Origin of the sequence: Halorussus marinus (assembly GCF_004765795.1) — an archaeon.
Classification (GTDB): Archaea; Halobacteriota; Halobacteria; order Halobacteriales; family Haladaptataceae; genus Halorussus; species Halorussus marinus.
Map to the genome: position 1 here is coordinate 42,790 of NZ_SBIV01000011.1, position 17,980 is coordinate 60,769.

The window sequence follows — 17,980 nt, forward strand, 5'->3', positions numbered from 1 at the left end:
GCTGGATATAGACTTGATGCTAATGTCTCTATATCGAGTCGGTGTAGCTAATGATCGATTCCAACTGTGGTGTTGGGTCGTTCGCCCCTTCCATTAGCCGAACGATTGGGTCGAACGTCCCTTTTCGTAGACCCTCGTACTCCCGCCTGTCTTCGACTCTCTGCTTTCCCCGAAGCGCGATACGTGCCATTTCGGCTAGTCCAGCAGGATTGTAGTGTTCAAAGATGGCGGGATTGTCGAACAGGTCCGTGTCGCGTTGCTGTGAGAGTTCTCGATACCAGAACCCGTAGAACAATAATTCGAGCCCGGTATCGAGGTCTCCCGGTAAGGAGAGGTCACGGTCAACTCGGTCGCCAAATGCAGAAAGTTGGTCTTCTAAGGTGCGTTCAAATTCAGACATCCGTCGTGAAATGTGTTCACCGTTAATTAGAAGCTCTCCAATGAGCGGATCAGCTACTGTGAGGGCTTCGTGGTAGTGTCGGAGGAACCCGAACCGCTCAACGAAGGCGTCATCGTGCCATTCCATCAGGGATAGAAGGGTCGCCGGATGGACGGCGAATACGCCTGTCAGCTGGTCTCTATCGAGCACGTCAGCGGTCGTGTCTGGTTCGATTCGACGGATTTGGTTGAGACGAATTCTACTGCGTACCAAGAATTGGGAGGCGATGATCGTCTGAATACGATTTACACAGATCGAGTGAAGCCTCTCGACGTTCAACTCGGTTTCGTAGGGTTCGTCGCCCGCCTGAAGTTGTGGAGAGAGCGCAGACCGAATTAATCCTTTAATGACGTAGTACCAGAGGTTGTCGAAGTGATCGAGGAGTTCTTCGACTGAGCGGACAGTTGGTGGTTCTTCGAGAAGCGTTTCAATTCGCTTCTGTGCGTAGTCCATCCCGTCTTTGAGCTCCAAATGCGGTTTTCGTCGCTTTGTTGTGATTCGAGTGCCGCCAGTTGCCCAGCTTCCTTCCTCGGCGTCTTGATCAGCTATAGGGGCATCTGGGTTGTCCTGTCGCTGCTGGTATCTTTCTGTGAGTTTAGACGTTGCTTGGGAGATGGCTGCGGTCGCAACTCCGACGTCAAAAAAGAGGGCTTCATCTACGAGCGACTGGATCCCCGCCCGGCCGTCGCTCCGTAGCAATTCGGTTACTTCTCGGGTTCCCTCGGTCGGTTCCGTCGTGATTTGGCGGAAATTTGAGTGTCTCTCATCGGAGAGACGGAGGCGAACGATTGACTGGGCCCACGTTTCTGGAAGCGAGATAGTAACGCCTTCTTGCTCATCATCACTATCTCGTTGCCAGTTGATCTGAAGGGTCTCTCCCCCGTCTGATTCGAGAATGACAGCATCTCCGTCGTCGATTTCTGGTGCGACGAACCGTGCTGTAATCATCTCACTTTCGAAGCGTTCGACACGCGCATCGTGAAGAGTTAGCGTAGCTGTTGAATTCTCCCGGCTGGCCGGCGTGTATTCGGCAAAGTCGAACGAGTCAGGGTTGCGCTGCTGCCCCGGGTGTGCGGGAAAACTCGATTGATGCCATAGCGATGATTCACCGTGCGTTTCGTTGGTCACCGAGAGCAGGGCGGCTTCAAGATTCCCGGATGACGCTGTATCGAGGAGAGCACGACCGGTGATGTTTGGGCTTCCATAGAGCGTTGCTCTGCCCCAGGGGCCTTCGAGCAGTAGTCCTTTGGCGTGAATCCAGCGGGAAGTATCGTGTTCAAGGGGTCGAAACGTGACGCTTTCACCAAACGCTGCGACTGCATCGCTAGGGCTGAGGTGCGTATTCCCATCAGAGACGAGCAGTTCGTATTGATTGGCTTCAATTATCGTCTCGATGTTGGATAGTGTCTTTTCACTTCCAAAGAATGGCGCAAAGAATACTGCGGTAGTGATGTCACCTAACTCATCAATGACCTGCTGGAGAATCGGTTCTTCGAGGTTGTGGAAGAAGCCACCGGAAACCTCAGTCGGTCGGTCGAGATCTTCCAGCCACTCGGTCGTATTCACTGCCCGGTCGATTTGCGTCCGAACGTCGTGTCCTGAGACGTGATCGGCGGCAAGATGTTGTATAAACCGGCGCACATCTTTTGTTACGTGAATCGCTTCTGGGGGACGTGAATCTTCGTCGTCGTCCAATTCCTTTGAAACCGTTATCGTTCGTCCCAGTTGTGCTGCCGTCGAATATTCTCCAAGGGTAAGATTGGCCGAGGAGACTCCGACGTGACATGCCTCCTCTCCGGCGAGGAAATTGACTTTTGGATGGAATGTGCCGCTGACGCTGATTGGCTCTAGGTAGTAGTGGTTGCCGATTGCGCGACTCGACAGCTGATTGCGACGGGCTAACTGTTCGTATTTCTGCCCGTCCATGAGGACGACCGGTGTGACGACGCCCGCGTCTTGCAGCGGGTCAATTGCGTAGTTCCCGAAGAAAAGCGGCTCAAATGGGAACGTGGTGCAGACTGCGTATTCTACGTCTGCACCACCAAGGGCATCGATAAGATTCACTCGTATTCACCTCGGAACCGGTCGAGGATGATCTCACCATCCTGCGTCGGTACCCAGAGGTCTCGGTCCTCATTGTACGTCAACAACCCCGCATCCCGCATGAGCCGACGGAGGTCATTGTAACGGAGGGCTTGGGTTCCGGGTTGTTTCGTCCCTCCTGCGGCGTAGAGTGTGTCATCACTGTACTCCGTTGCTTCCCCACCAGAATCTGCCCCGACACCGAACACAAGCGAAATCGGTCCGCTTCCAAGCCGATCATGGATCACTTGGTTGTGAACGTCGATAACCCGATCCGCCAACACCTCGCGTGCAACAGTGATGAGTGGCGTGTCTGGAGGAATGCTACCCACGTACTGAGCGGTACGGACGATTGAAGAGGGTCTACGCCCGTATTGGGCCTGCATATATCGATTGAAGAGGTCATTATGAGCGGTCAAGTGGTTGTACTGTCTGACGACCGCGAGAAGTTGAACCAAACTCCGAGCGACGAGGGTGCTCATTGCGTCAAATGCCTCGGATGGCGAGGAGGCAGCTTCAATTCCCGTAAAACTGTGCTCAGTCGCGTGTAGCAGCGTCCAACAATTTACGGTATTGTCTGTCGTTGGTCGCCATTCGCCAGCGAGATTTGAGTCCAACCACTCTTGAATCTCTCCGAGCGTCGTGCCGATTATTGTGGTTGTCTCCGGAACAGTGGTCTCGTAGGTAGTGGGTTTCACGCGGCCTGCAAGAAGCAATTCCTTCGTAACTCCGGACTGACTCATGCGTCCATCATCAAGTATGGTTTCGGTCTGAAGAACTGCGTTTGCCTCATCGACGAGTAAAGGTTCTTTCAGCCCAGAAAGTAGCTCCGAGCGGGACGTGCCGCCAGGAGCTTCGCGTTCTAGGTGAGCAGACAGACCCCATAGCTGAGATCGGAGTGCGTGGGCCAGCAGTACTTGAAGGAAGTAGGCGCGTCCGATTGGACGAAACGGTTGAAATCGCTCAGCGTCAACGTCGTCATATTGGAGCACCTCTTGGTCGGTGTTACCTTGCAGTAACTGGTGAGCCCTCAAAATCGATAGGCACCAAGCACGTCGAAAGTAGTGAACCCCGCCGACGACAGCATCCTTCAAATCGTTTGAATGCCGTTCTTCAGAAATGAGGTAGCGATAGTGATCTCCGATGGGGATGTCGAGTTGAGAAGGCCACTCGGCGAGTGATACAGTCTGTTCTCGTTCTTCCCAATCGAGGACTCCGAGAACTACGCGCTGTAGAGAATCCCGTTCAGACGGGTTGTCTGAGCCAGTAAAGCATCCCTGGTGACTAAAGGCATCTGCCAGTTCGTCAAGTAAATCAAGCGAGACTTCCCCGGTCTGAATTGCTTCAAGTATCTGGTCGAAATATTCGCCCGCGACGACATCCAAACTCTCTGCGAGTGACCGTCCAGCAGCCGTGAGAGCGAACTCCCCCTCTTTTAACGAGAAGTTCCCGAGATTGGACTGGAATCCACGAATTGCGTACTGGCTTTTGTCCAACAGCGAGAAAGACGATAGGTCAATGCTCTCCACTTCGTACAGATTGTCGTCTGAGGCGTTCGTTTTCCCCGTTAATCCCGAGAGACCATCTCGGACTTCACCATTGACTTGCTGACGCCGATAGCTTGCGAGCGCGAGGATTTCTTCGAACCCCTTCAGAAGCCGTCGCTTTTCTGATCTGGGAAGTTCACCAGTTGTTGACGCAGTCGAAATTCGATGCATTGCCCAGCAAAATCCCGAAAGATACCGTCCTCGTGCGCGGACATCTGTAGTTATTCCTCGTGCAATTGTGCTTGCGATCCCATTACGGACGCTATCAGCCCGGAGTGGCTGTTCTGGTGGCCCCGTTTTAGATAATCGCTCGCTCCATTGCGGGTCGAGCGCCATTATTATCCGTTGATTCTGTAGGTGGCGTGATAAAATAACGGGCTCACAGAAATTCTAGGTTGTAGCACGCCAGATGGTAGAACAGTGGTTCAGCAGACGATGATTAGGAGTAGAAGACGACGGGTGTCGAGTGGTTCTTACAGCATCGTTATAGCTATTGAAATTGTCGCAAGTCATCTGTCTCAGCTATAGCATTCTCTACCCGGACAACTTAGCGCGGGGCATAGACGCTTTACTGACAAACTGCAAGGCTGGAACGAACACGCCTTCTAAAAGGGCCGTAAGGGTACGACTCAGAGGACGGAACAGACCACCGGCAGAGACGTATGGGTTTTCAGCAGATCAGTAAGAACAACCAGAACGGCAGATAGCAGATGCTGATCTCGTCCTTCTCGATGACTAAGGATTCGTCCTCTCTAACTTCCTTCGGCAGGCTGTCGGTGATGATGAACCGGTACGGTGCCTGGTAATCCAAGTCTCGGAGATCTTCACTATCGGATTCGGTGTGTTGGCCAGAGCCGGGGTCGAAGTCTTCGGCGATTGTTTCGGCGTTACCGGTGTGTGGGTGGTAGGAGAGGATGAAGGGGAGGACGTCCCCGTTGCGGTGGAGGATGTAGTCAATAAGGCCGGATTCGGTTTCTGTGTATTCGACGTCGTATGCTCCGACGGTGTATGCGAGGCGTTTGGCGTGGTCGAAGGCGACGGTGCGGGCGAGTTTGTACTCGAATTCATGGTTGAGCGTGTCTTGCTGTTCGTAGCCTTCGAAGCCGTGGTGTTCCTGCCGCTGTGAGAGGAGGACGAGGTGACGTGGGTTGCGGAGATACAGGCGGGTGCGGCGGTAGCGTCGCAGGGAGTAGTCTTGTGATTCGGTGACGGCGATGCCTTCATCGAGTACGTCGAGGTAGTTGTCGACGGTTCGCCTGTCGACGCCGATTTGATCGCTGAGGTCAGTGTACTGGAGTTCTTCACCGGCGTTGGTGGCGGCGATGGAGCTGAGGCGGTGGAGGTTTTCGGGTTGTTGGATGGACCGGTACTTGGCGAGTTCTTTGTAGAGGAAGAGGAGGAAGTGAGATTTGGAGAGTTCGTTCCGGATCGATGGGTTGTCTGTCTGATGGAGAGTGCCGCCTGTGCGGAGGTATGCGCGCGCGGCGTCGTGAAGGTTGTCGCGGTCGTCCGCACCGAAAATGTCGAAGCAGAGTTCTGAGAGTGCCTCAACGGCCGTGTCGAGCCTGGTTTCAGAATCTCTTCTGGACAGCCCGGTTCGAATCGTCTTGATCGGCGATGGCCCGTCTAAGTCTGATGATTGGTATTGTTCGAGTCGGGTTCGGAATTCGTCATCGAAATCGACGCCGAGGCCTGCGCCGATTTGAACCGTGTCGATGAATTTCATCGGGAGGATCGGCCACAGTTCGAATTCCTCGACGGTGTCGGCGGATTCGGTAGTGGAGAGATCGACTTGGGATTCGACGATGCCGGTCAGGAATACGTACGTGTTCTCGTCAACGAGATCGAGTAGCTCCGCTTTTTGATCCTCGTTGAGGTCAAGGGCTTGGACATCGTCGAGGAGGATGAATTTTTGTCCTTGCCGGGGTGCGACGTGGGTCTGGAAGTAGTCGATGACCTGGTTGAGGCGTTTGATGTCGTCGCCTGCGCGTTCGAGCTGGTAGAGGGAGTCTTCTAGGGGGATGTAGAGGATTTGCCGCGGTTCGATTGCAGAGGTGAGTTCGAGGTCTGTGTTTTGGTGTGGGAAGTTGGTCGTGTTGAGGAGCGCTGCGACGAGTTGGTGGAGAAGGGTGGTTTTGCCGATGCCGGTCTGGCCGTGAATCGCGTAGACGAGACTCTCGACGCCGTCAGTGTAGTGGGCATTCGTCGTTTTGAGAACGCGGTGGAAATCAGATCGTGGGATGAGGTCTGTGGCTTCCGATAGTTCTGGAGAGGTGCCGTCACTCCACCACTGGTTGTGGTGTTCGGCGTCGTCGATGAACTCTTCTGCGCTCCCTGTCCCGAGCATACAGTCGATTATTATAGGCTAGTACAAATATTCACGCATCTCGATGTCGCTATTCAGATTCTACTGTAGCTCTGCTGGCTATCTGGCCCAGTGTGGCAGTCTTTCGGTCCTCGGCGTCGTTCGACACTCCCTCAGAAGTGCCTCATCGGCGCGTCCCGAGGCGCTTTCTTTGAGTGTATTACCGCTAAAGTTGAGTTACCGTGTCTGAAGTTCGCCTAGTGGAAACCTATTTATTCTGGGCGTCCGTTGGTGGGCGTAGATGGCAGTCAAGGCTGATATCGAGGATGGGAAAGAGATCGACATCGCGCTGCGCGTCACAGGGATTGACGAGTGGGAGCACGATGCCATCGCTCGGAAGGTCCAGTTCGAGGACGTCGACGGCGCGGCGGTAGATCTGACAGTGTTCCACAACAACGATGTCGCGGACTTCGAGTGGCAGATCGGGGAGTGGTATCTCCTGGAGAACGTCGTCGGGAACGAGTTCCAGGGGGAGATGCAACTCAACCCAGGGTATGACCTCACTGTCACGCTGTTAGACGACCCTCCAGCCGCTGCCGAGAACGACGAGTTAGCCGAAGGTGATCCCGCGGAAGACTCTGTCGAGCAGTCCAAAGGGAGTGGGACTGCCGCGACAACATCGGATGCGTCCGATACTGAGGAGTTCGTTCGCGGAAGCGAGGTCGATGGTAATTCGCGGCCGACGGCTGATGGAGGCGGCGAGCTCCTGCATCAACAGCCGCTCTCAGACGGGAACTACCTGCTGCAGTTCGAGCTCGGAAAGTTGCCGGAGCTAACGGTCCACGAGTACGAACTCCGAGCGAGCGGGAGTGGCGGGATCGACCCTGACGATTTCACGAACGGGATTGAGGGGTTCTCGGCGAAGGCGGCGAACTACTACCAGTCGCGGATCGGGAGTCCCGTGACGACGGCCGATGCGTCGCAGCGGCGTATCTACGCGACCGAGAAACTCAACAGCCCGATCTCGATTCACGGGTATACGGTGAAGCCGGTCCATCAGGGCGAGACGACACTGGAAGCGCGCTCGTACACGGACGATGGGCCGCTACAGGAGTTCGTCAAGCAGGACGTGAAACGAGCCGTTACCGGGCGGTTCGAGGTGTCGGGGATCGATTCGATCATCGAGCCCACGCCGCAGCGGACCGCGAACAGCGGGCTGTTCGAAGCCTATCGGAAGTACAAGTGCCGGATTCGTGTCGATGCTGACGGGACCGTGATTTGCGGCGTGAACGTCGCGTACCACTTGGAATCGACGTTCTCAGCCGCCGAGTGGGTGCAACGCGGACAGGACATCGCCGATGTGACCGTTGAGCACGACACGGACCTGTACGACAGTGCACGCACGGCGACAGTCCAGGAGATCATCGACATGGACTATGATGATGTGCTGGACGGGCCGGGCGTCCCGATGTCGGAGTACCACGAGAAACACGTCGATCAGGACGTCATCGATTCGATGCGAGCCGGCGACCCGGTCATCGCTGATCTGCAGTACGGAAGCGGCGAGGACTCGATCTTCCCGCAGCTCTTGGAGTACTGTAAGGTCATCCCGACGTTCGACCAGTTGGGTCGCGTCGATGACGCGTTCCTGGACGTCATCCACAACGAGAGCCGGATGAAACCCGAGGAACGTTTCAACGTCGTCACGTCGTTCGTCGACTTGCTCGGTCCGACACCGTACTTCAACTTCGACCCAAGCCCCCAACCCACGAACGCCGGGTATCGAGAACACAAGACGCCGGACATCCCGAACCTGCGGTTCGGTGGCGGACAAACGGGGTACTACGGGGCTGGCGGGCTGGAACGGAAGGGCTACGGCGTGTACAAGGCTCCAGAGTCATTCGACATCATCGCGCTGTATCCCGAAGACGAGGAGGATGACGCGCGGCCGTACGTGCTCTCGCTGCTCAACAAGCTCGCAGAGTACAATGCGAGTCCAACAGCGTTCGACCGCGACACCTACGAACTCGGTTCGGAGTTCCACTACTCCCAGCCCGCGCAGAAAGCGAGTGACTACGATGCGGCACTGATCGTCGTTCCGGACGAAGACGAGGCTGCAGAAGCGGACTACGACGACCCGTATCCCGAGTTCAAGCGACGGCTCGGCCAACTCGGCGTGCCGAGTCAGATGATCTCCGTCGACAATCTCGGCAACGACAACTACCGCGGGAACATCTGCTCGTCCCTCATCGGGAAAGCGGGCGGGGTGCCGTGGCGGATCGACGACGTTCCTGGGGGCGTTGACGCGTTCGTCGGCCTCGACGTGACCTACGATCACGCGACCAAGCAACACCTCGGCGCAGCCGCGAACGTCATCATGGCCGACGGAACCATCCTCGCGTCCGAGGCCGTCACGAAGCAGGCTGGCGAGACGTTCGACGAGGACGACGTAGCGAACGTCATCAAGCACGTCCTGGAAATCTTCGCCGAAGAGGAAGGCCGACCACCGCGGCACGTGGTCATCCACCGTGACGGGAAGTTCTACCTCGACGTCGAGAGCCTCATCAACCGCCTCGACAAAGCCCGGGATCTCATCCAGCGGTTCGACCTCGTCGAGATTCGGAAATCCGGGAATCCCCGTATCGCCGAGTACGACGAGTCGAAATCCCGGTTCGATATCGCGGACAAGGGCGTCGCTTTCCACGTCCACAACGGCGACCACTCCTACCTGACCACGACCGGTGGGAAGGAGGGCAGCCCTGGTACGCCACGACCGCTGCAGATCGTGAAACGCCACGGGTCGACAGACCTCGACACGCTCGCGGAGCAAACCTACTGGCTGTCTGAAGCGCACGTCGGGTCGCTGAGCCGCTCCACCCGGCTTCCCATCACCACGTACTACGCCGACAAGTGCGCCGACTTCGCCATGAAGGGCTACCTCACCAAGGGGAGCGTCATCCGCGGCGTCCCGTACATCTGACCATGCGCCAGTACAGAACCACCCAACCACTCACGCATCCGTCGACACACCGGTAACCCTCGCATGCCCAAGACTGAATTTGAAGCAACGGTCGAGTTCGATGACGGCAGCACCGCCGATCTGGAGATGGCTGCCGACAAATCATGGGACAGTTTCCTGAACTACTTCGGTGACGCCCAGCACGTTTACTGCGTCACGTACAGTCAGTCCCCCGCGTTCATCTACAAGATGTTTCAGAACCAGGACCTTGCAGTGGATTCACTGGAGGTCATCGTCGGGGACAACCAGCACGACGACTACCGGCGGTCGCTGAAAAACACGAACAACGCGAAGAAAATCGCCGCGCAACTGGAATCTCTGCGCCAAGACGGTGATCTCCTCATTCACACCGTCGATTCCGCGCGCGTCCTCCTCCACACGAAGCTCTACATCGTCGAGAACCAGGACGGGTCTCGCACACTCATCTGTGGGTCGGCGAACCTCTCCAAGCAGGCCTGGCAGGGGAGCAAACAGACCAACGTCAACATGGCCTGGCGTACCGACGGAGATACGCCCGTCGACGAGTGGTTCGAACGGCTCTACGCGTTCCACAAGGACTACGCGACGCCGTTCATGGAAGACCTCACAGAGGAGATCGAGGACGCCGACACGGCAGAAGAAGAGGCGAAGATCTACGACATCTGGCTAGGCGGCGACGAGTTCAGTGACGACCCGGTCGCCGAGCTGAACGCCCGGCTCGATGAAGCAGTTGACGACGACCAAGTCAATACGTACAACGTCGTCACTGACGCCGAAGACGCAGAGAAGGCGGTGTTCGCCGCTGAAGATACGGATACCGACCCGACAGAGATCAGTCCGGACAAGCGTGTGCGGCTCTCCCCGCAAGGTCTCGAAGACGCCATCTCGAATCTGGACGACACGCTGTCGGCCAATAACATCCGTATCAACGACGGGGAAATCGTAGCGACACCAGCCGGGATCGCACGGTACAAAGAGACCTTCACGGGATACCCGGACCTCAACGTCGACAAGGAGGCAAACACGGTCGGGCTCCGGGTTGACGACTCCGTCCTCGAATTAACGGCACCGCTCCCGGATGACCCGCAGGAAGTCGCTGACGCGCTCGACCTGATCGAACAGTACGTCGAAACGGTCGGCGAGTTCGGCGAAACGCGAACGACGAAGGAGACGCGCGCGCACTTCTACGAAGGGGTAATCTACTTCTGCTGGGCTCCGTTCGCCAACTACTGCGCCCACCACTACGCCGAATACGAATCCGCGGAACTGGACAAGGACCTGCCGTTCCTGTTCCTTCACGGCGACAACGACAGCGGGAAAGGCATGTTCCTACGGTTCGGGGCGCGACTCATCTCGAACGGGTACGTACAGGAGGTCACGACCGGCGACGACTTTGTCAAAAACAACATCGAGCGTGCTCGTGCATCGGACACTGTTTTCCCGTACATCGTTGACGACGTGGCGAAGTCGAAGATCGACCGAGACATCATCAAGTCGTACTGGGAGGGGAAGTGGGACGGCTCTATCCAGATGCCGACGTTCATCTTCTCCTCGAACGACTCGACGAAACCCAAATCCGAACTCCGGACCCGCATGAAGACGCTGGACTTCAACGTCAACTTCTCCGAACTGGAGAAGGACGAACGGGAAGCCGCCGCGCAGATCGCGGGGGAAGCGGACAGCTGTAACCTGTTCCCGTGGTTCGCCCACCTGTTCCTGCAACGGGATATCTCGCTGCCAGACCAGGCAGACCGGCTCGCGGATGCTCGGGATGTGTTCGCGGAGCTGTACGCGTATGCCGAAAAGGAACCACCAGAGTATGTGCCACTGGAGAAACCCGCCGAGCAAGAACACGACCCGGGGCGTCGAAAATGGATCAGCGCGCTGTCCGACGGGCTGTGTGAGCTCGACTTCAAGGACGACGGGCGTGTCATCGCTGATTTCTCAGCGAATCTGGATCAGCAGCAGTGCTGGGAGTTCCAGAAAGCCACGCCAGCCCATATCCGGGCAGGGATTTACGGGCCGGCGGTTCAGTTTGAAAGCGCAAACAGGTTCAAGAACTGGATAGATGAGCCCAGTATCATCGAAGATGCACGACGCGACACGGAGACGGCCGCTGACGACACCGGTGTTCTGTCTCGGGTCACACGGCTCGTCCGAGGATAACAGTCATGTCTGACCACTCACCTCACCGGCGATTCGACGGGACATTAGTCACGGCACCGTTCGGGGGCGAAAACGTCGAACGGACAGCGCGGGACGAATACCGAGCGCTCCTCGACGAGCACGATTCTGAGGATGTGCTCGTCGTCACGGGTGCGCCGACGAGTACCGACACGTTCCGCGAGACGTTAGGTGAGGAACTGTCGGGTGCGGCGACGCCGTACGTGACCTCGCTCGTCGTGCACGCGACCGATGTCCTCAACCAGACTGATGACCGCGTCATTCTCTCCGACGCGCTGCGGCGAGAACTCCTCCACCGATTCCTCGAAGAGTACGAGTGGGACACGGAGTACCTCCAGCAGGCGTCTGAACAGCCGTCATTCATCGAGGACGTGGACGCCGTGATGAGCACGATCTCCTGGCAGACAGTCACGCCTGACGAAACCCCGGAACTCCGTGACATCACGGCTGCGCTCGATGCATTCCACGAGTGGCTGGCCGAGCACGGCCACATGGAACGCGGGCAACTCATTTCGGAAGCGCTCGATGTCCTCACCGGGGATGCCCGCGGCGATGTCGTCGATTTCGAGGCGGTACTCGCGTTCGAGTTTGAGGAATTCTTCCCGCTCGACCGCGCGTATCTCGACGCGCTCGCAGGAGACTGTGACCTCGTCTGTATCGCCGAAGAGAACGCGAGTGTACGCCGCACATGGGTCGAAACAGGACCCGTTACGGACTACGTCTCCTTCAGCGAATCTCGTCGCGGAGCCTCGGAGACGTCGTCGACGCGACCGGCTGCCACAGCATCGTACTTCGCCGACGAGACGGCTCCGGCAGACCCGGAAACAGGGTCGGTGTCCGTCCTCGCTACGGACTCCAGTGACGAGCAACTCGCCGAGGTTGCCAACGAGATCGAATCCCTCGTCGGGCGGTCGGGCTGGAACTACGACGATATCGCGGTCGCCACGAAACAAAGCGGGAGTGCGGTTACGGACACTATCGAAGCGTTCGAACAAACCGGCATCCCGGCGGAATCGACGACTGTCACTGGATTCGGCGACGACCCCGCGATTCGGGAACTCCTCGCTGCCGTCCGGTATCTTGCTGCCGACGACGAGGATGAAGTGCCCGACCGCGCCCCGGAGATCGATACAGAGCGCTTAGACCGTGTCCACGAGATGGACAGCCTCGAAGATGGGCTTCGCTGGTGGGCGACTGACTCGGGATTGAAAGAGCGAATTGCGGAACGCGCGACCCCGCTGGACGCGCGGGCGCAGTTCGGGAACGTCAAGCGGGCGTTTCGGATGGCCGAGCTCCTCGAAGACACTGCGTTCGTGGATGCCACGTGGGAGTCCGTCGAGGAGATGCTCGAACGCGCCCACGAGTACGCACCGCAACAAAACCAGACGAGTGCGACGGATCTCAACGGCGGCGTCCGCGTCGATCACTTGCAAGCCATCAAGAACGAATCGTTCCGCGCGGTGTTTCTCGTGAATCTCGTCGACAGTGAGTACCCGGGTGACCCGTTCCTGACGCGGTTGTTCCCGACCGAGCGGGTCGCGGCGATGCCGGACTACCCTGGCGTCACGGAGCTCGACGAACCGGACGTAGATGCGACGTTCCCGACGACGTCGACGGCGTCGAGCCGGCCGTTCGCCCGGTACCACACGGAACACGCGCGGCGACGCTTAGCGATTGGGGCTGATGCTGCCGACGAGCACCTGTACTGTTGTCTGTACGAATTCGAAGACACTGCGCTGGAAGAGCGTGCGCAGGCGTCGCGGTTCCTCACAGAGGCGTACGACCGCCTCCCGTGGGTCACCGACGCCGACGACCCACACATCACGAGCGAGCAAGCGGCAGAGGACTTCCTGTTGTCGCGGGTTGACGACGCGCTCGCCCAAGTGCGGCGCGCAAACAGTCAGGACCTGACGGTGTCGCTTGACGAGCTAGAAGCGGAGCTCGGCGAGATCCAGGACCTGCTTGATCAGAGCGGAGCGCGTGGCGAGGACCTCCGGAAGGCATTGCGTGCGCGCGTCGAGTTCGCTAACGGGGAGGTGCGGCGATGAGCCAGGAGTCGCTCTCACCGTCGGCGTTAGCCACGTACGCGACGTGTCCACGACTGTACGACTACAGAGAAGTTCAAGACGTGAACGCCCCGGACCGAACCGAACTCTACCTCAACCAGGGGACGATCTACCACGAGACAATCGAGGACGTGTGTGAGGCGACCGACCGCGACGACCCACCAGAGGTGATTCACGACCGGGCCATGCGGATTTTCGATGCGAAGTGGGACGAACACAGTAGCGCCGACGACTATGAATCACGCGCACACCGGGAGTACCAGCGTGCTGAGAACCGGGCTGCTATCGAGTCGTTCTTCGCGCCCGATGGCGGCGTCGGTATCAGCCACGCCCGTCGCTCAATCGCCACCGAGTGCTGGGTAGAGTGCGAAGTAGATGGGCGAGGACTCCACGGGAAAGCAGACAACGTCATCCGGACGGACGACGGCCTGCACATCTTCGACTACAAGCGGAAAACCCACGGGATGCTCTCCGACGGGACAGCTGAGTATCTCGGCGAGCATCTCGACGGGGAGGCCCACGAGCCGAAGCGTGTGCGGAATGCGTTCCAGACGGCAGCGTACATCGAGGGCGTGAAGAACGAACCGTTCTACGAGGACGGGATGGAGGTCCAGTTCAGTTTCTACGGTCTCCTCAACAGCACGTCGTTCGAGAGTACCCCTACCGGGTACGATGTGTCTGCACGCGGGTGGGGTCGGGAAACGACTGAGATTTACGACGACCACTATGACACAATCTGGGCGCTCATACGGGATACACACGACGGCATCACGGGCGAGACCTTCGAGCCAGAGCCGTTCGAGCTCATCAACGAGGAGGCGTGCCCGGACTGTGACTATCGAGAGATGTGTGCTGACCGCTTGTCGACGGAGGTACGCCGATGAGCGACGACAGTGACGAGCACCCGTCGTGGTTCCCTGTCCCGGAAGAGGACGTCTCCCCGGAGCCCCAGCAGCGGACGATTATCAACTCCGACGCGTACCCGATGCGTGTGCTCGCCGGGGCAGGGACGGGGAAGACGTTCACGATGGTGCGGAAGATCGAGCACCTCATCGACGAGGAGGACGTGTCGCCGGACCGGATTCTCGCGTTGACGTTCACGAACAACGCCGCGGACTCGATGCGTGAAAAACTCAACGCGAAACTCGGCGCGGCCGGGTACGACATCGACGCGTACACGTACCACTCCATCTGTAACGAGATCCTCACCGACTACGCGTACGAAGCTGGGATCGATCCGGATTTCGAGGTCGCCACGGACGCCGAGAAGTACGCCATCGTGCTGGACGTCCTGGACGACATCGAATACCGGTCTGTGAAACCAAACGTGTACGGGAGCGACGGGTACGCGTCAGGGGCCGCGTCGAAGCTGCTCAACTTCATCGGGTCGATGAAGCGCAGCGGCATCACGCCCGACGACATCGACGCGTTCCTCGGCCCTGCTGACCGCGTCTACGAACTCGCCGACCTCTCGGAGCGCGTCGAAAACATCGCCAGCGATCATCTGGGCGGCCGGTCCGTGTCAAGCGTGCTGGATTCGCTTCCAGACGCGCGTGCTGACCTTGTCGCTGAGCGCGACGCACTCGGGACCCAGGGTATCGAAGCCAGCGTCCGCGACTTCCTCGACCGCATCATCGAGCTTTGCGACGAGTTGGAAGCAGCGTTCGAAGCCCACGAGGCGGGCGACCAAGCGTTGCCGGACAACGCGTACAAGCTCCCGAAGTATCTGCTTGGAGGGTACGCGAACGGTGCGCCGAAGGGGATTCCGGACGATCTTGACCTCGAACTCACGGAGCATCTCGACTCGTTCCTCTCGGACTGTCTCACGGCCCGTGACCTGACAGCGGGCTATGCGGCGTATGAGCGTGAACTCGACGAGCGGAACCTCATCGACTTCGACGGCCTCGTCGTGGAGACGGCCGCACTGATGGACTCGCCGGTCGGCGAGGAAATCGCTGACCGGTGGGACTACGTATTCTGTGACGAGTTCCAGGACACCGACCGGCTGCAGTTCGATCTCGTCACGTCGCTGGTCACCGACGACAACCTGTTCGTCGTCGGTGACGACGATCAGGCGATCTACGAGTGGCGTGGCGCGAACGTCGCCAACATCACCGACGAACTCGACCGCGCGTTCGCCGCACTTGAAGATGAACCGTTAGAAGAGAACTTCCGGTCCCGACAGCCGATCCTCAACCTGGCGAACGAAGCAATTCAGAAGCTCGACCACCGCGAACGACACAAGACACTGAAACGCGTCAACGAACCCGCCTACGACGGCGACACCGTCGCAACCGTCGAACTGCCGGACGAGGACGATGCGGACGGCGCGACCCAGCTTCGCACCGTCGTCCAGAATCTGCTGAGCGGCGCAGCAGACAACCTCGAGGAGGCGTACAACCCGGGCGACATCGCGTTACTCGTTCGGAAGAACGACCACGCGACGCCGGTCATCGAGGAGTTCGAGGATGCCGGCATCCCGTACCAAGTTGCTGGTGATCTGGCTACGGAATCAGTCGGCGTCGGCACCGTGACTGCCTACCTGAAGGCGCTCGCGCGGCCCGAAGACGAGGTGAGTTGGAATCGCGTCCTCCTGATGCGGTACCGGCTCTGCGATGCGGACCTCCGGACGCTCAACGCGGGCGACGACCCGCTCGTGGACACACTGTGCGGGACGCCGCTCGACGAGTTCGAGGAACCCGACCGCGTCGCAGAAGCCCGCGAGCACGCCACGGAACTACTCGAACTCCGCGACTCAGCGTCGCTCAGTCACCTGTACCGCGAACTTACGGACATCACGAACATCGAGTGGTACCTCAGCGAACAGGAACGCCGGGATCTCGCCCAACTGGAGGATGTCATCGAACAGTACGGGGATAGTGCCGTCCAACCACCGCTCACCCCGGAGTTCATCGACTCGCTCGAACACTACGACTCCCTGTTCGACGAGAGCGGCTCGACACCGACGAGTCAGCCGGACGTCGCCGACGACGCGGTCAACGTGATGACCATCCACAAGAGCAAGGGCCTGGACTTCCCGGTCGTCCTCATCCCGCAAGTCACGGCCGACGAGTGGGCACCGAGCTCACGTACCTACGACGCACTCGAAACGGGGCTCTCGGATGGCGCGGAGGCGGCGTTCGCCGAGGACTTCGTCGAGCGTGACGGGCGTGAAACCCGGCGCGTGTTCCACGTCGGAATCACGCGCGCCGAAGACGTCCTCGTCCTCCAGGGCGGCATCGAGGACGACGACGATGCTGCGGACGTGCACCCGGTTTCAGAGGCCGTCGACGAGATTCTCCCAGCCCGAATCCCGTGGCAGCCAGCGCGCGGGCAGCTCCCGCTCTGGACCGACGTTCAGGAGTGTCTCCCGGATGATGCGGCAGATTGGACAGACACGCTGGCAAGCGAGACTGTCGGGCGCGTTGGAGGGACCGTCACTCACGACGGCGACGAACTCGCAGTCGAAGCTGCGCGCGACCGCGTGCTAGACCTCGCAACAGCCACCCTCAACGGAGATCTCTCACCGGGGGCCGAGCGAGAGACACTCCAAGTGACGTCGCTGAACGGCCCGTCGACACCGTCACCATCGCTCTCGCACAGCTACACGTCGCTGGCAGCCTACGAGGAATGCCCGCGGAGCCACTACCTAGACTACGTGGTCAACGCATTCCCCGACTATCAGGATGCGACGAATGAAGCCCGGGATGGTGTTTCGCAACGTGAGATCGGGTTGCTGTTCCACGACACTGCAGAGCAAGCCGCGAACCAAGCTGTGGACCGGGGTGCGGAGTGGTACGAAATCTGTGAGCGCCTCGCCAGTCAACGCCGAGCCGAGGACGCGCTCCCGGCGGCGAAACAGTGTATCGACCGGTACTTCGAATTAGACTTCCCCAGCTACGAGCTGATCGATGCGGAGCGAGAGTTCGAACTCGACATCGATGGGCACGAACTCGTCGGATACATCGACGCCGTCTACCGGACGCCAGACGATGAGTTGCTCGTCATCGACTACAAGGCCACCGAACGTCACCGCGACCTGGAGGACGACAAGCAACTCCCGATCTACCTGTTGGCATGTCGTGACCTGTACGATGAGTCCGTCGCACGTGCGGGGTACGCCTATGTCGGTGAGATAGGGCCGACGGTCGAGTCCCGAACATTCAGCGACGGTGACCTGGCGGCGGTCAGGGACGACGTGACGGCGTCGATGACCCGTATTGCCGAGTTCTCCTTCGGTCGGTACACTGCTGGTGACCACTGTCAGTGGTGTCAACACAACCAACTGGCCTGCGCGCCGGATTCGTTCACGGTCGGACCAGGATTCGAGGAGTGACAGTCAAAACCGCGCGATTGGAC

The 17,980-nt window shown here is 58.8% G+C and carries 8 protein-coding genes; 5 read left to right on the forward strand and 3 right to left on the reverse strand.

What is annotated here, in order from left to right:
* Positions 1-28 precede the first annotated feature (28 nt).
* From EPY72_RS17340 to EPY72_RS17350, 3 genes are all read right to left on the reverse strand, one after another.
* Entirely contained in the window at positions 29-2,503 is a 2,475-nt protein-coding gene (locus tag EPY72_RS17340) for a phospholipase D-like domain-containing protein (RefSeq protein WP_135807245.1), read from the reverse strand.
* Positions 2,500-4,404, reverse strand: a complete 1,905-nt coding sequence (locus EPY72_RS17345) for a hypothetical protein (protein WP_135807246.1) — start codon at positions 4,402-4,404, stop codon at positions 2,500-2,502. The genes EPY72_RS17340 and EPY72_RS17345 overlap by 4 nt, the downstream gene beginning before the upstream one ends.
* Positions 4,405-4,738: 334 nt before the next feature.
* Positions 4,739-6,415, reverse strand: coding sequence for an AAA family ATPase (locus tag EPY72_RS17350; protein WP_135807247.1), 1,677 nt, complete (start codon positions 6,413-6,415; stop codon positions 4,739-4,741).
* A 259-nt stretch (positions 6,416-6,674) separates the two neighbouring features.
* Here EPY72_RS17350 and EPY72_RS17355 point away from each other — a divergent pair, with 259 nt between their 5' ends.
* The 5 genes from EPY72_RS17355 to EPY72_RS17375 all read left to right on the forward strand — a co-directional run bounded on the left by EPY72_RS17355 (position 6,675) and on the right by EPY72_RS17375 (position 17,957).
* Positions 6,675-9,353 (forward strand): Piwi domain-containing protein, encoded by a 2,679-nt coding sequence (locus EPY72_RS17355; protein WP_135807248.1) that lies wholly within the window; start codon positions 6,675-6,677, stop codon positions 9,351-9,353.
* A 63-nt stretch (positions 9,354-9,416) separates the two neighbouring features.
* Positions 9,417-11,537, forward strand: a complete 2,121-nt coding sequence (locus EPY72_RS17360; protein ID WP_135807249.1) for a phospholipase D-like domain-containing protein — start codon at positions 9,417-9,419, stop codon at positions 11,535-11,537.
* Positions 11,538-11,542: 5 nt separating this feature from the next.
* Positions 11,543-13,603, forward strand: a complete 2,061-nt coding sequence (locus EPY72_RS17365; RefSeq protein ID WP_135807250.1) for a PD-(D/E)XK nuclease family protein — start codon at positions 11,543-11,545, stop codon at positions 13,601-13,603.
* On the forward strand, positions 13,600-14,505 hold the full coding sequence (locus EPY72_RS17370) for a RecB family exonuclease (protein WP_135807251.1): 906 nt from the start codon (positions 13,600-13,602) through the stop codon (positions 14,503-14,505). Before EPY72_RS17365 ends, EPY72_RS17370 begins: the two co-directional genes overlap by 4 nt.
* Positions 14,502-17,957: an ATP-dependent helicase gene (locus EPY72_RS17375; protein ID WP_135807252.1), complete on the forward strand. Its 3,456-nt coding sequence runs from the start codon at positions 14,502-14,504 to the stop codon at positions 17,955-17,957. The genes EPY72_RS17370 and EPY72_RS17375 overlap by 4 nt, the downstream gene beginning before the upstream one ends.
* The last annotated feature ends 23 nt before the right edge of the window (positions 17,958-17,980 follow it).

Bases quoted from the DNA above. Each gene is read 5' to 3' on its own strand.
- EPY72_RS17345 (WP_135807246.1), bottom strand. From the start codon at position 4,404: ATGGCGCTCGACCCGCAATGGAGCGAGCGATTATCTAAAACGGGGCCA.
- EPY72_RS17350 (WP_135807247.1), bottom strand. From the start codon at position 6,415: ATGCTCGGGACAGGGAGCGCAGAAGAGTTCATCGACGACGCCGAACAC.
- EPY72_RS17365 (WP_135807250.1), top strand. From the start codon at position 11,543: ATGTCTGACCACTCACCTCACCGGCGATTCGACGGGACATTAGTCACG.
- EPY72_RS17355 (WP_135807248.1), top strand. From the start codon at position 6,675: ATGGCAGTCAAGGCTGATATCGAGGATGGGAAAGAGATCGACATCGCG.
- EPY72_RS17375 (WP_135807252.1), top strand. From the start codon at position 14,502: ATGAGCGACGACAGTGACGAGCACCCGTCGTGGTTCCCTGTCCCGGAA.
- EPY72_RS17360 (WP_135807249.1), top strand. From the start codon at position 9,417: ATGCCCAAGACTGAATTTGAAGCAACGGTCGAGTTCGATGACGGCAGC.
- EPY72_RS17370 (WP_135807251.1), top strand. From the start codon at position 13,600: ATGAGCCAGGAGTCGCTCTCACCGTCGGCGTTAGCCACGTACGCGACG.